Origin of the sequence: Roseobacter sp. AzwK-3b (assembly GCF_000170875.1) — a bacterium.
In the GTDB taxonomy this organism is placed as follows: Bacteria; Pseudomonadota; Alphaproteobacteria; order Rhodobacterales; family Rhodobacteraceae; genus Roseovarius; species Roseovarius litoreus.
Map to the genome: position 1 here is coordinate 191,002 of NZ_ABCR01000003.1, position 12,968 is coordinate 203,969.

Consider the following 12,968-nt stretch of genomic DNA (forward strand, 5'->3'; position numbering starts at 1 on the left):
CCGGCCCGTCACGGGGTCACTCTGCCGGAACAGTGTCCTGCGCCAGGGCCGCCCGCGGAAACGGCACCAGCTTTTCCTGGCGCTCGTCCCACAGCTTGAGCCGGAAACTGGCGATCGCCTCGGGCCAGCGGATCACGTCATGGCATTTCAGCGCCTCGGGCAGCTCGCGCTGGCAGCGCCGCAGCCGGTAGGACGGAATGCCGGGATTGAAGTGATGCAGATCGTGATAGGCGATATTGCCGGTCCCCAGATCCCACAGCCAGCCCAGATCGAGCGAGCTTGATCCTTCGAGCGTGGCGCGGCGGAAATCAAGATCGGGTTTGCGATCCCAATAGGTGTCCTCGAAATTATGCTGCAGATAGACCAGAAACACCCCGATCACGCCCGCCAGCACGGCGCTCAGCGTCCAGACCAGCAGCCCGTCCCAGCCCAATCCCCACCAGATTATCGTCAGGAAGCCCGCCAGCGCGATGTTATGCGCGACCACGCCCCAAGGCCCCACCTTCATCGTGTTGCGCGGCCAGCGATAGGCGATGAAATAGGCATAGATCCCGCCAAGCGTCAGCATGATCGCGGGGTTGCGATAGAGCCGGTACCACGCCCGCTTCCAGACGGGTGCCGCGTGCCACTCGGCCAGGGTCATGGTGTAGACCTCGGTGGTTTCGCGGTGATCGAGATTGCCCAGATAGGCGTGGTGCAGGTTGTGATTGTACTGCATCACCCGGTAGGGCGTGAGTGACGGCACAGACAGGACATACCCGGCCAGATCGTTGAGCCTGCGCGCGCGAAACAGCGCATGATGCCCGCAATCATGCTGCAGCACGTAAAGCCGCACCGAGGCGAAGGCGAGGATCACCACCAGCCCCGCACAGATCAGCGGCGCCTCAAGGCTTGCCGAGGCAAGCCAGAGCGATGCGGCATAGACCGCGAAGCTGGCGAGGAAGGAGAGGGCTCCCAGAAGATCGCTCTTGCCGCAATAGGCGCGCGTATGGTCCCGAATCGTCATTGCCATGGACAGTCCCCCTAATTGAGACAGTGTCAGATGATCTTGAAAACAAGCGTTTCGCAATGACGCATGATGTGAAATTTCCATGACACTTGGCAAGCCCGAGATGGGCGCCGGACGCGACCCTCGGCCAGAACCTGCCCGCACCCCATTGACCATAGCCGCACACCGGGTCACATGAAGGGCATGGAACGTATGAAAGCCATTCTGACCCTGACCGCCGCGCTGGCCTTTGCGCTCTCGCCGCTGGTCAGTGAAGGGTTCAACGGGTTTCGGCCCGATCAGTTTCCCGTTCCGCAGATCGATCCGCCCGGCCAGCCCGCAGGATATGCCTTTGCCATCTGGGGGCTGATCTATCTGTGGTTGGTGGCGGGGGCGCTGTTCGGGTTGCTCAGGCGCGATGTGGCGCCGGGGTGGGACCGGGCGCGCTGGCCGCTGATCGCGAGCCTCGTGATCGGGGCGGCGTGGATTCCGGTGGCGCAGGTTTCGCCGTTCTGGGCCACGGTGCTGATCTGGGCGATGCTGCTCAGCGCGGTTTGGGCGCTGCTGGTGGCGGGCAGCGCGGATCGTGCGTGGCTCCGCACACCGATCGCCCTTTATGCCGGCTGGCTGACGGCGGCCAGTTGCGTGGCCTTGGCGCTGATGCTGGCGGGGCATGGGATCATGGGCGCGCAGGCGGCGGCACTGGCGATGATCGCGCTGGCGCTGGTGATTGCGTTGATCGTTCTCAGGCTGCGGCCCGACAGTCCGGAATATGCCGGAGCGGTGATCTGGGCGCTGGTCGGGATCGTCGTGGCCAATGCGACCCCGCCCAACCTGCCGGTTCTGGCGCTGGCGGGCACAGGGATCGCGGCCTTGGCCGTGAGCGCCTTGCGCGGCCGCGCAGGACGGGTTTAGCCCGGCTGCGAGCCGCGCCCGTGGATATGCTTGCGCAGACGCGACGGCGTTGATTTCTTCTTGGATTTATAGGGGTTACGGTCGGATTGCGAGCGCATGTGCAGGCGGATCGGCGTGCCCGGCATGTCGAAATCCTGACGCAAGGCATTGACCAGATAGCGCGAATAGCTTTCCGGCAGCTTGTCGGGATGCGAGCACATCACCACGAAATGCGGCGGGCGCGTCTTGGCTTGCGTCATGTAGCGCAGCTTGATCCGGCGGCCGCCCGGCGCGGGGGGCGGATGCGCCTCGACCATGCCGGCCAGCCAGCGGTTCAGTTGGGCGGTGGGCACACGGCGGTTCCAAACGTCATAGGCTTTGGCCACGGCGTCGCGCAGCCGGTCCAGCCCCTTGCCGGTCTTGGCCGACACGGTGACCAGGGGTGCGCCCCGAAGCTGCGGCAGGAGCCGTTCGAACGATTCGCGCAGGTCACGCAGCTTTTGCTGCTTGTCGTCCTCGATATCCCATTTGTTCACCGCCACCACGACCGCGCGGCCCTCGCGCTCGGCCAGATCGGCGATCCGCAGATCCTGTTGCTCGAAGGGAATCGCGGCATCGAGCAGAACCACCACCACTTCGGCGAATTTCACCGCGCGCAGACCGTCGGAGACCGAGAGTTTCTCGACCTTGTCCTGAACACGGGCCTTCTTGCGCATCCCGGCGGTGTCGAAGATCCGCACCGGCAGCCCGTCCCAGTCGATCTGCAGCGAAATGGCGTCGCGGGTGATCCCGGCCTCGGGACCGGTCAACAGGCGGTCTTCACCCAGAATGGTGTTGATCAGCGTGGATTTGCCCGCATTGGGGCGTCCGACAACGGCCACCTGCATCGGGCGTTCAGGCGTCGGAATGCGGGCGGCGGTGGGACCGGCCACATCATCGGGTTCATCTTCGATATCTTCGTCAAGGATCACGTCGGTTTCGGGCGCATCGGCGCGGGCGCGGTCCTCGAATTCGTCGGAAATCGGCTGGAGCAGCGAATACAGCTCGTTCATCCCCTCGCCATGTTCCGCCGACAGGCGCACAGGTTCGCCCAGTCCCAGACCATAGGCCTCGTATATTCCGGCATCGGCGGCCGAGCCTTCGGCCTTGTTCGCGCCCAGGATCACCCGGTCGGCGCGCTTGCGCAGGATCTCGGCGAGCACCTCGTCGGTGGGGGTCACGCCGGCGCGCGCGTCGATCAGGAAGAGACAGACGTCGGCCATGTCCACGGCGCGTTCCGTGAGCTTGCGCATCCGGCCTTGCAGCGACTCGTCGGTGGCTTCTTCGAGACCGGCGGTGTCGATCACCGTAAAGCGCAGATCGCCAAGCTTGGCCTCGCCCTCGCGCAGGTCGCGCGTCACGCCCGGCTGGTCATCGACCAGCGCAAGGCGCTTGCCCACAAGGCGGTTGAACAGCGTGGACTTGCCCACATTCGGGCGGCCCACGATGGCTAGGGTGAAACTCATGTCTCAGGCTCCGGGACGGATCAAGCCGCCGTATTACAGTATCGCGGGCCTAACGGAAAGCGTGCAATTGTCCATTGGTCGACACGACATAAAGCACGCCTCCCGCCACCACGGGGTTGGTCGTGGCACCGCCCGGCAGATCGACCGTGCGGATCAGCGTGCCGTCCCGCGGATCGAAAAACCGCAGCAAACCGTCGCCCGAGGCCACAACCAGCTGTCCACCGGCCATGACCGGGCCGTGATGCGCCACGATCTCGGACTGGCGCCGGGGGCGGTCCTTGGTGAAGAGCTGCAGCTTGACCGACCAGACCTGCGCGCCATCTTCGGCCTGCAGGCGGACCAGTTCGTTGCGATCCGAGATCATGTAGACCGAATCGCCCGAAGGCCATACCCGGTTCAGCGGGCCTTGATTGGCCGTCCAAAGCCGCTCGCCATTGGCCAGACCAAGCGCGACCATCCGCCCCGAGTGGCTGCCGACAAAGACCCGGTCACCGTAGATCACCGGATCGCCGGTGATATCGGCGACGCGCGCACCGGCATAGCCCTCGCGCTGACCGGCGATCTGGGCATCCCAGAGCCGCAATCCACCCTGACGAAACGCGCCCTGAACCTCGGCGGCACCGAAGGCGAAGACCACGTATTTGTCTGACACGGCAGGCGCCGGACCGCCCATCACGTTGTTGATATCGGGTGTCCCTGTAAGCTGCCAACGGATGCGCCCATTCTGCGTATCGAGCGCCCAGGCGACATCGTCACCGGCGACCAGATACACCAGATCGCCCATAACGGTCGGGTTGCCCGTTCCGGTAGCGCGCAGGTTCTGTTGCCAGAGCTCTGCGCCGGTTTCGGCATCAAGCGCCGTCATCAGCCCAAAGCCCGAGGACACGAAGAGTTGCCCGTCGCCAAACGCGAGACCTCCGCCCGACGCATCGCTTGCGGAATCGTTGGGAGGCACGAGATCGCGACGCCACAGCACCTCGCCGGAGGTGGAGACCGCGCTGACCTGGGATTGCGCATCGAGCGTGAAGATGCGCCCGCCCGCCACGACGGGATCGGCGGTGATGCGCACCTTGCGACCATCGCCCGCGCCGATCGAGGTCGACCACATGCGCTGAGGGGCCGCCGACAGGGCGGGGTGATCGGTGCGGGTGGATGGTGTGCCGATGGCCTGCATCCAGTTTGCATTGGACACGGCTGCCGGCAGGGTTACCGGCTGCGACCTGTTGACCTGAGCGCTTTCATCCACGGGTGCGGGCGACTCTGTCAGGATATTGCGGATGCCTTCACGCTCTCCCTGAAGAAGCGCTTCTTCTCTGGAACAGGCCGTGACGGCCAGCAAGGCCGCAAGCCCCAGAAACATCGCGTTTGGTTTCAAAGCCGAAGCCCCCTCACTTGTCGCGCCCCTCTGGGCCGTAAAGACCCGGCGGCGGCGTGTTGCTCTACTCGCCCTGACCGGGACCAGGCAGGTCGCCCCCCAGTGCCACAATCACTTGTGATGCGCGGCGACGCAAGCCCGGCGTGGACTGCGCATCGCCGACGATCGCGACGAGACGCTCGAGCGCCGCCCCGGTGTCACCGGTTTCGATGTCGATCATGGCCAATTGTTCTTCGGCAAGAAGCCGCGTCAGCCCCTCGGCCAGCGCCAGCCCTTCGAGACGGGTGCGGCGATCCTCGACCGACAGGCCCGAGTCCGGCATCGCCACGGCCTTGAGCGTTGCGATCTGGCGATAAACCGGTTCGATCCCGCTGCTTTCGGCAAGCGCCATCAGGCGGCTTGCCGCTTCTTGCGGGGTTGCGTCCGAGGCTTCGGCTGCGGCCAGAAGATCGCGCATGACGGCGGCACCGGGATTTGGCGCCTCGACCCCTGAGAGGGCCGCGGCGCGGGCATCGCGGCTGTCGGCCTCGAGCGCGGCGAGCACGGCATCGCCGAACACTTGGGCTGTCTGACGCTCCTGCGCCTTGCGCCATTCGTTCCAGGCTGTGCCGCCGACCAGAAGCAACACAAGCAAGACAGCAATCCAGCCATAGCGCCGCATCAGCCCGAACAGCCGGTCGCGGCGGACCTCTTCGGAGACTTCGTCGATGAAACTGTCTGTGTCGCTCACGCCCTGCACCCCTTGCGTTTGCGCCCCTCTTAGCGCGTAGACCCGGCCCTGCCAAGGGGCCGGAGATCCGGGACATATCGGCCATCTTGCGACGACACACGGAAACGTTTAATCTGAACAGGATAGTTTAGCGTATCTTCACCATGTCCGGCGATTCCGTGCTGGTGTATGCGACATGTGCTGTCGACCGTTGATAGGGTATCAAAGATGCGACTGTTTCCGATTATCGCCGCGATTGTGGTCACAGCGCTCGTTTACGCTTTCGTGTTCGAGCGTGACAAGCTTGTGGCGGTGCTCACGGGTGGCGTGGAGTCGCAGACATCCCAGACCGCCGAGGCCCCCGCTGAGGAGATGGCCGACGATACCGACAGCACGGCAGACCCGGTGCGTGTGGTGGCGGTAAAGTCAACGGCGCGCATGATCGACAGCGCGGTGATCTTGCGCGGCCAGACCGAGGCGTTCCGGCAGGTCGACCTGCGGGCCGAGACCACGGGACAGGTCGTTTCGGAGCCGCTGCGCAAGGGTGCCTTTGTCGACACCGGCCAGACGCTGTGCGAACTCGATCCCGGAACCCGAGAGGCGGCCCTTGCCGAGACGCGCGCACGGCTGGCGGCGGCCCGCGCCCGTGTGCCCGAAACACAGGCCCGCGTGGCCGAGGCGCGCTCGCGGCTGGATGAGGCGCGGATCAACGACAATGCCGCGCGGCAATTGCAGGTCGAGGGCTTCGCCTCGCAGAGCCGGGCGGCCTCGACCAATGCGGCGTTGAGATCAGCGGAGGCGGCTGTCGAGTCGGCCACCAGCGGGCTGGAAACCGCCCGCGCCGAGATCGAATCGGCTCAAGCTGCCGTGGCGGCGGCGCAGAAGGAAATCGAGCGCCTGACGATCAGCGCGCCATTTGCGGGGTTGCTGGAAAGCGACACGGCCGAATTGGGCAGCCTGCTGCAGCCCGGTGCGCTGTGTGCGACGGTGATCCAGCTCGATCCGATCATGCTGGTGGGGTTCGTGCCCGAAACGGATGTCGAGCGTGTGCAGCCGGGGGCGCTGGCGGTGGCGAAGTTGGCCTCGGGCGGGCAAGTCGAGGGCGAGGTGACGTTCCTGTCGCGGCGAGCCGATGAGACGACCCGCACCTTTCGCGTGGAAATACGGGTGGAGAACCCGGACCTGACGTTGCGCGATGGCCAGACCGCCGAGATCGTGATTTCGGCCGATGGCAAGACGGCGCATCTTCTGCCGCAATCGGCGCTGACCTTGAATGACGAAGGCACCTTGGGCGTGCGTCTGGTCACCGCGGAGAACACGGCCGAATTCGCGGCGGTCAGCCTGCTGCGCGACACGACGACCGGCGTCTGGCTGGCCGGGTTGCCCGAGACCGCCAACGTTATCGTGATCGGACAGGAATATGTCACAGACGGCGTTCCGGTGGCCCCCAGCTATCAGGAGCTTGGTCAATGACCGGCATCGTCGACTGGGCCGCAGAACGGGCGCGGATGGTCCTGACCTTCATCGTCGTGTCCATTCTTGCGGGGGCGGTGGCCTATGTCGGCCTGCCCAAGGAGGGCGAGCCGGATATCGAGATCCCTGCGCTCTTCGTGTCGGTGGCGTTCCCGGGCATTTCCGCCGAAGACAGCGAAAAGCTGCTGGTCAAGGTCATGGAAACCGAGCTGAGCGATCTGGACGGGCTCAAGACGATGACCGGCACCGCCGCCGAGAATTATGCCGGCGTGGCGCTGGAGTTCGAATTCGGCTGGGACAAGACCAAGATCATGGCCGATGTGCGCGACGCGATGAGCGCCGCCGAGGCCAAATTTCCCGATGGCGCCGAGAAATACTCGATCAACGAGATCAATTTCAGCGAATTTCCCATCATCATCGTCAACCTGACGGGCGATGTGCCCGAACGCATGATGGCGCAGCTGGCCAAGGACCTGCAGGACCGGCTGGAGGGGCTGGAGCCAATTCTGGAGGCCGGGATCGCGGGCAATCGCGACGAGATGGTCGAGGTGGTTCTCGATCCGCTGCGGCTTGAGGCTTATAATGTCACGGCTGGCGAGTTGATCAATGTGGTGCGCAACAACAACCTGCTGATCGCCGCGGGCGAGGTGGAAACGGCCAGCGGCACCTTCTCGGTCAAGATACCGTCTTCGTTCGATGAGACGCGCGACATCTATGATCTGCCGGTCAAGACCAATGGCGACCGGGTCATCACGCTTGGCGATCTGGCCGAGATCAACCTGACCTTCGAGGACCGGATCGGCACCGCACGGTTCAACGCCGAGAAGACCGTCGCTTTGCAGGTCATCAAGCGCAAGGGCTACAACATCATCGAGACATCGGACCTTGTGCGCCAGACCGTCGCCGAGGCCGAGACAGAATGGCCCGACCAGCTGCGGGCGGTTGTCGAAGTCGGCACCTCGAACGATCAGTCGAGCACGGTGGAGTCGATGGTCAAGCAGCTGGAAGGTTCGGTTCTGACGGCCATCGCGCTGGTGATGATCGTGACGCTGGCCGCCCTTGGCATCCGCCCTGCCCTGCTGGTGGGATTTGCCATTCCCACCTCCTTCCTGCTGTGTTTCGCGCTGCTGGCGATGATGGGGATCGCAATTTCGAATATCGTGATGTTCGGGCTGATCCTCGCGGTGGGTATGCTGGTGGACGGCGCGATCGTGGTTGTCGAATACGCCGACAAGCGCATCGCCGAAGGCGAAGGCCCGATGCATGCCTATGTCGCCTCGGCAAAGCGGATGTTCTGGCCTGTGGTCAGTTCCACCGCGACAACGCTCTGCGCCTTTCTGCCGATGCTGTTCTGGCCGGGCGTGCCGGGGCAGTTCATGGGCATGTTGCCTGTCACGCTGATTTTCGTGCTGTCGGCATCGCTTCTGGTGGCGCTGGTCTATCTGCCGGTGATGGGCGGTGTCACGGGGCGGACGGAGCGGTGGTTCGACCAGCGGATCGCACAGATTGCGGGAGGGCACTGGCTGTGGCACCTGCTGCTTTTCCCGGTGGCTCTTGCCGGGCTGGCGCTGGCAGGCTGGTTGGCGCCGGTGCTGCTGAATGATGTCAGCGCGCAATTCGCCATGATGGAGTCGAGCCGCATCTTTGCCTCGGTCATTCCGGTTCTGGCCTCGGTCTTTGTGCTGTGCCTTGGCGTGGTGGTTCTGGCGGCGGTCGGAATAACGGGGATCATTGCCGCGATGCTTGGTGCCATGGCGATCACACGGCGCATCCGCAACGGCACCGGACGCCTGAAGTCAAAACTCTGGCCGCAACGCGACAAGCCGATCAAGGCGGGATATCAAAGATCGCCCTTTGGCCGGGTGATCCATTTCATCGCCGGAAACCCGATCATGCCGATCGTCAGTTTCGGGATGGTCTTCGTGCTCGTCGGCTCAGTGCTGATCTTTTATGTCAACAACAACAAGGGCACGGAATTCTTCGTCGAATCCGAGCCTGAACAGGCCATCGTCTATGTGCGGGCGCGCGGCAACCTTTCGATCGAACAAAAAGATGAGCTGGTGGCGACGGTCGAGGACATCGTGCTGCAGCATCCCGGTGTGCAAACCGCCTTTGCCTTTGCCGGCGAGGGCGGGCTGAACAACAATACCGGCGGGGCGGAGGCGCCTTTGGACACGATCGGTCAGGTCCAGCTTGAGACAATTCCCTGGGACGAGCGCCCGCAAACCCGTGAGACATGGTTCACCATTCCGCTGCTGGACATCGATGTGCACCGCTCGGTCAGTGCCGAGGCGTTCGACGGTGACACGATCATCAACGAGCTCACGGCCCAGTTGCAGCAGCTTCCCGGCATCCAGATCGAGATATTGGCGCAGGCGCGCGGGCCGGCCTCGGCCAAGCCGGTGCAGCTTCGTCTCAAGGGTGACAATTGGACCGAATTGCAGGAGGCGACGCGCCTCGCGCGGCAGAAATTCGAAGAGACCCAGGGCCTGCAGCAAATCGAGGATACGCTGCCGCTGCCGGGGATCGACTGGCAGATCGACGTCGATGTGGAAAAGGCGGGCCGTTATGGCGCGGATGTGGCCACGGTGGGCGCGATGGTGCAGCTGGTCACACGGGGTATCCTGTTGGATACGATGCGCGTGCCGTCCTCGGACGAGGAGATCGACATTCGCGTGCGCCTGCCCGAACAGGACCGGGTGCTGAGCACGCTCGACACGCTGAAAGTGCGCACCGAGGATGGGCTGGTGCCGCTGTCGAATTTCATCACGCGCAAGCCGGTGCAGAAACTGGCGCAGATCGACCGGGTCGATCAGACGCGGTATTTCGATATCAAGGCCGGTGTCGCGGATGGCCTCACCCGCACCGTACGAGCTGAAGATGGCCGCGAAACCGTCGTGCCGATCACCGCCAACGAGCGGATCGCAGTGCTGACCGAGTGGCTGGACAGCGACGTTCTGCCGAACAGCGTGGCGTATGAATGGACCGGCGATCAGGAGGATCAGGCGGAATCCGGTGCCTTCCTGCAAAAGGCCTTTGCGGGGGCGCTGGCGCTGATGTTCATCATCCTGCTGGCGCAGTTCAACAGCGTCTATAACGCCATTCTGGTGCTGCTGGCGGTGGTTCTGTCGACCACGGGCGTGCTGATCGGCATGCTGGTTATGAACCAGCCGTTTTCGATCATCATGACCGGCACCGGGATCGTCGCCTTGGCGGGGATCGTGGTGAACAACAATATCGTGCTGATCGACACCTATCAGGAATACAGCCGCTACATGCCCCGGGTCGAGGCGATCACCCGCACCGCCGAGGCGCGCATCCGGCCCGTGCTGCTGACGACGATCACGACCATGGCGGGGCTTGCGCCGATGATGTTCGGGCTGAGCCTTGATTTTGTGAATGGCGGCTATGCGTTCAACTCGCCGACCGCGCTGTGGTGGAAACAGCTGGCCACGGCGGTGGTCTTCGGTCTGGGGATCGCGACCGTGCTGACACTGATCTTTACCCCATCGATGCTGGCGCTGCGGATCTGGGCGGGCACCTATGTGAACTGGGGTGCACAGGGGCTGGCGGCGCTGTCATTGGGCCGCGCCAGCCGCGCGGCAAAGGATTGGGCGCTCGAGGCCAGCGCACGGCAAGTGCGGGCGCCCGAGCTTCTTTGGCCCGAAGAGCATCCCGGCGATAAGGGCTATGTCGACGAGGATGCCGCACGCCCGGTCGTCGAGGATATCAAGCGGGTGATCGAGGCGCGCGACGCCGAGGGAAATCCGCTGAGGGCAGCGGAATAAGCCTCAGTCGCCGCGCGGATCATGCTCGCCGCGGGCACGGGCCGCGGCATCGAGCGAGAACCACCAGTCACGATAACGGCTGTCGGCGGGGTGCTGACCGCTCTCGTCGGGGGCGCCATCGTCCCACCAGACGGGGCCGGCTTCGCCCAAATGGCGCTTGGCCGCCTGAATCGCATCACGCGCCGCGCGGCGTTCCGCGTCATCCCCGGCCCGCCGTTCGGCAAGGCGCGCCTGCATGAGCGCCTTGATCGCCGCGCGGCGGGCCGTGTCGCAAAGAGAGGGATCACCCTTGCGCCAGAGACGTCCGCGCGCCACGAAATAGCGCCCATCGGGTGTTTCGGGACCCGCCTTGCGGCTCATGCGGCCTCTTCGGATTGCTGGCGCTGCCACAGGCTGGCATAGCGGCCCTGCTGCGCGAGAAGCTCGGTATGGGTGCCCTCTTCGACGATCTGGCCGTCTTCCAGCACCACGATCAGGTCGGCATCAGCCACGGTGGACAGACGATGCGCGATGGTGATGACCGTGCGCCCCTGCCCTGCCCGTTGCAACGCGCCCTGAATGTCGCGCTCGGTTTCGGTGTCGAGCGCGCTCGTCGCCTCATCCAGAAGAAGGATCGGCGGGTTCTTGAGAAGGGTGCGCGCGATGCCGACCCGCTGCTTTTCACCGCCCGAGAGTTTCAGACCGCGTTCGCCCACCTGCGTGTCATACCCATCGGGCAGGCTCATGATGAAATCGTGGATCTGCGCGGCCCGGGCGGCCTCTTCGATCTCGTCACGGGTGGCGCCATCGCGCCCATAGGCGATGTTGTAGCCCACTGTGTCGTTGAACAGCACTGTGTCCTGCGGCACGACGCCGATCGCCGCATGAAGGCTTTCCAGCGTCAGATCGCGCAGGTCCTGCCCGTCGATCTTTACCGCGCCCTTCTGCACATCATAGAAGCGAAAGAGCAGCCGCCCGATCGTGGATTTGCCCGAGCCAGAGGGGCCGACAACGGCGAGTGTCTGACCGGGCTTCACATGCAGGCTCACGCCCTTGAGGATCGGTCTTGCCGGGTCGTAGCCGAAGAAAACCGCGTCGAAGGTCACTTCGCCGCCTTGCACATTCAGAACCTTTGCATCTGTTTTTTCGGTTATATCCGGCGCCTGCTCCAACAATCCGAACATTTCGCCCATGTCCACGAGGGACTGCCTGATCTCGCGATAGACGGTGCCGAGAAAGTTCAAAGGCATGGTGATCTGGATCATGTAGGCGTTGACCATGACGAAATCACCCACCGTCATGGCGCCGTTCTGAACGCCGATCGCGGCCATCACCATGACCGCCACCAACCCGCCCGTAATCAGAAGCGATTGCCCGAAATTCAAGAAGGCCAATGAATAGGAAGTCTGCAGCGCGGCCTTTTCATAGCCGGCCATCGCCGCGTCATAGCGGGCCGCTTCGCGGCGTTCGGCGCCGAAATACTTGACCGTCTCGAAATTCAACAGGCTGTCGATCGCTTTCTGGTTGGCGTCGGTGTCCTGATCGTTCATTTCCTTGCGCAGCTTCACCCGCCATTCGGTGACCTTGAAGGTGAAGGCGACATAGGCCGCGATGACCCCCACCACCACGACGAGATACCAGAAATCGAAAAGCGTCCAGAGGACCAGCCCGATCATAACAAGTTCGAGCACCAGCGGCCCAATGGAGAACAGCAGGAAGCGGAGCAGGAATTCGACACCCTTGACCCCGCGTTCGATGATCCGGCTCAGGCCACCTGTCTTGCGGGTGATGTGATAGCGCAGCGACATCTGGTGGATATGGGTGAAGGTCTCGAGCGCAAGCTGGCGCAGGGCGCGCTGCGCGACACGCGCGAAGATCACATCGCGCAGCTGCTGAAAGCCCACATTCATCAGCCTTGCCATGCCATAGGCCACGGTCAGGCCCACGGCGCCGTACCCCAGCATCCAGGCCGCATTGTCGCTCTCGCCCGCCAGCGCATCGACCGCCGCCTTGTAGAAAAACGGCGTGCCCACCGCGACCAGCTTGGCCACGAAGAGCGCGATCAGCGCAAAGACGACCCGGCGTTTGACCCATCCCTGCCCCTCGGGCCAGAGATAAGGTGCAACACGGCGGATCGTGGACCAGCCGTCGGCAGGAATCTCGGTTGAGGTGTGGGTGGAGTGGCGCATCTGACAAGCAGTCCTTTGTTCTTTCAGGCAAACCTAGAGCGACGCGCAACCGAAGGCCAGCCGGTGTT

The 12,968-nt window shown here is 64.0% G+C and carries 9 protein-coding genes; 3 read left to right on the plus strand and 6 right to left on the minus strand.

Going from position 1 to position 12,968, the window contains the following annotated elements; all coding sequences use genetic code 11:
• Positions 1-16: 16 nt before the first annotated feature.
• A complete protein-coding gene (locus tag RAZWK3B_RS07250) occupies positions 17-1,012 on the minus strand; it encodes a fatty acid desaturase (RefSeq protein ID WP_007813657.1) in 996 nt (331 codons plus the stop codon).
• 180 nt (positions 1,013-1,192) lie between these two features.
• Here RAZWK3B_RS07250 and RAZWK3B_RS07255 point away from each other — a divergent pair, with 180 nt between their 5' ends.
• Positions 1,193-1,903, plus strand: coding sequence for a TspO-related membrane protein (locus RAZWK3B_RS07255; RefSeq protein WP_037295332.1), 711 nt, complete (start codon positions 1,193-1,195; stop codon positions 1,901-1,903).
• On the opposite strand, the gene der is transcribed toward RAZWK3B_RS07255, so the two are convergent.
• The 3 genes from der to RAZWK3B_RS07270 form a co-directional block, all read right to left on the minus strand.
• Entirely contained in the window at positions 1,900-3,387 is a 1,488-nt protein-coding gene (gene der / locus RAZWK3B_RS07260) for a ribosome biogenesis GTPase Der (RefSeq protein ID WP_007813661.1), read from the minus strand. The genes RAZWK3B_RS07255 and der overlap by 4 nt on opposite strands.
• 49 nt (positions 3,388-3,436) lie before the next feature.
• The gene (locus RAZWK3B_RS07265) at positions 3,437-4,747 is read right to left on the minus strand and encodes a PQQ-like beta-propeller repeat protein (RefSeq protein ID WP_007813663.1); all 1,311 of its coding nucleotides are present in this window, start codon (positions 4,745-4,747) and stop codon (positions 3,437-3,439) included.
• Positions 4,748-4,826: 79 nt separating this feature from the next.
• Positions 4,827-5,492, minus strand: a complete 666-nt coding sequence (locus RAZWK3B_RS07270; protein WP_037295333.1) for a tetratricopeptide repeat protein — start codon at positions 5,490-5,492, stop codon at positions 4,827-4,829.
• A 207-nt stretch (positions 5,493-5,699) separates the two neighbouring features.
• Between RAZWK3B_RS07270 and RAZWK3B_RS07275 the strand changes: the two genes are divergently transcribed.
• Both RAZWK3B_RS07275 and RAZWK3B_RS07280 read left to right on the plus strand, forming a co-directional pair.
• The gene (locus RAZWK3B_RS07275) at positions 5,700-6,944 is read left to right on the plus strand and encodes an efflux RND transporter periplasmic adaptor subunit (protein ID WP_007813667.1); all 1,245 of its coding nucleotides are present in this window, start codon (positions 5,700-5,702) and stop codon (positions 6,942-6,944) included.
• On the plus strand, positions 6,941-10,732 hold the full coding sequence (locus RAZWK3B_RS07280; protein ID WP_007813669.1) for an efflux RND transporter permease subunit: 3,792 nt from the start codon (positions 6,941-6,943) through the stop codon (positions 10,730-10,732). Before RAZWK3B_RS07275 ends, RAZWK3B_RS07280 begins: the two co-directional genes overlap by 4 nt.
• A 3-nt stretch (positions 10,733-10,735) precedes the next feature.
• Here the strand turns inward: RAZWK3B_RS07280 and RAZWK3B_RS07285 are convergent, their stop codons facing one another.
• Both RAZWK3B_RS07285 and RAZWK3B_RS07290 read right to left on the minus strand, forming a co-directional pair.
• Entirely contained in the window at positions 10,736-11,092 is a 357-nt protein-coding gene (locus RAZWK3B_RS07285) for a hypothetical protein (protein ID WP_007813671.1), read from the minus strand.
• Positions 11,089-12,900 (minus strand): ABCB family ABC transporter ATP-binding protein/permease, encoded by a 1,812-nt coding sequence (locus RAZWK3B_RS07290; RefSeq protein WP_007813673.1) that lies wholly within the window; start codon positions 12,898-12,900, stop codon positions 11,089-11,091. Before RAZWK3B_RS07290 ends, RAZWK3B_RS07285 begins: the two co-directional genes overlap by 4 nt.
• Positions 12,901-12,968 lie beyond the last annotated feature (68 nt).

Bases quoted from the DNA above. Each gene is read 5' to 3' on its own strand.
- RAZWK3B_RS07250 (WP_007813657.1), bottom strand. From the start codon at position 1,012: ATGGCAATGACGATTCGGGACCATACGCGCGCCTATTGCGGCAAGAGC.
- RAZWK3B_RS07255 (WP_037295332.1), top strand. From the start codon at position 1,193: ATGGAACGTATGAAAGCCATTCTGACCCTGACCGCCGCGCTGGCCTTT.
- der (WP_007813661.1), bottom strand. From the start codon at position 3,387: ATGAGTTTCACCCTAGCCATCGTGGGCCGCCCGAATGTGGGCAAGTCC.
- RAZWK3B_RS07265 (WP_007813663.1), bottom strand. From the start codon at position 4,747: ATGTTTCTGGGGCTTGCGGCCTTGCTGGCCGTCACGGCCTGTTCCAGA.
- RAZWK3B_RS07275 (WP_007813667.1), top strand. From the start codon at position 5,700: ATGCGACTGTTTCCGATTATCGCCGCGATTGTGGTCACAGCGCTCGTT.
- RAZWK3B_RS07280 (WP_007813669.1), top strand. From the start codon at position 6,941: ATGACCGGCATCGTCGACTGGGCCGCAGAACGGGCGCGGATGGTCCTG.
- RAZWK3B_RS07285 (WP_007813671.1), bottom strand. From the start codon at position 11,092: ATGAGCCGCAAGGCGGGTCCCGAAACACCCGATGGGCGCTATTTCGTG.
- RAZWK3B_RS07290 (WP_007813673.1), bottom strand. From the start codon at position 12,900: ATGCGCCACTCCACCCACACCTCAACCGAGATTCCTGCCGACGGCTGG.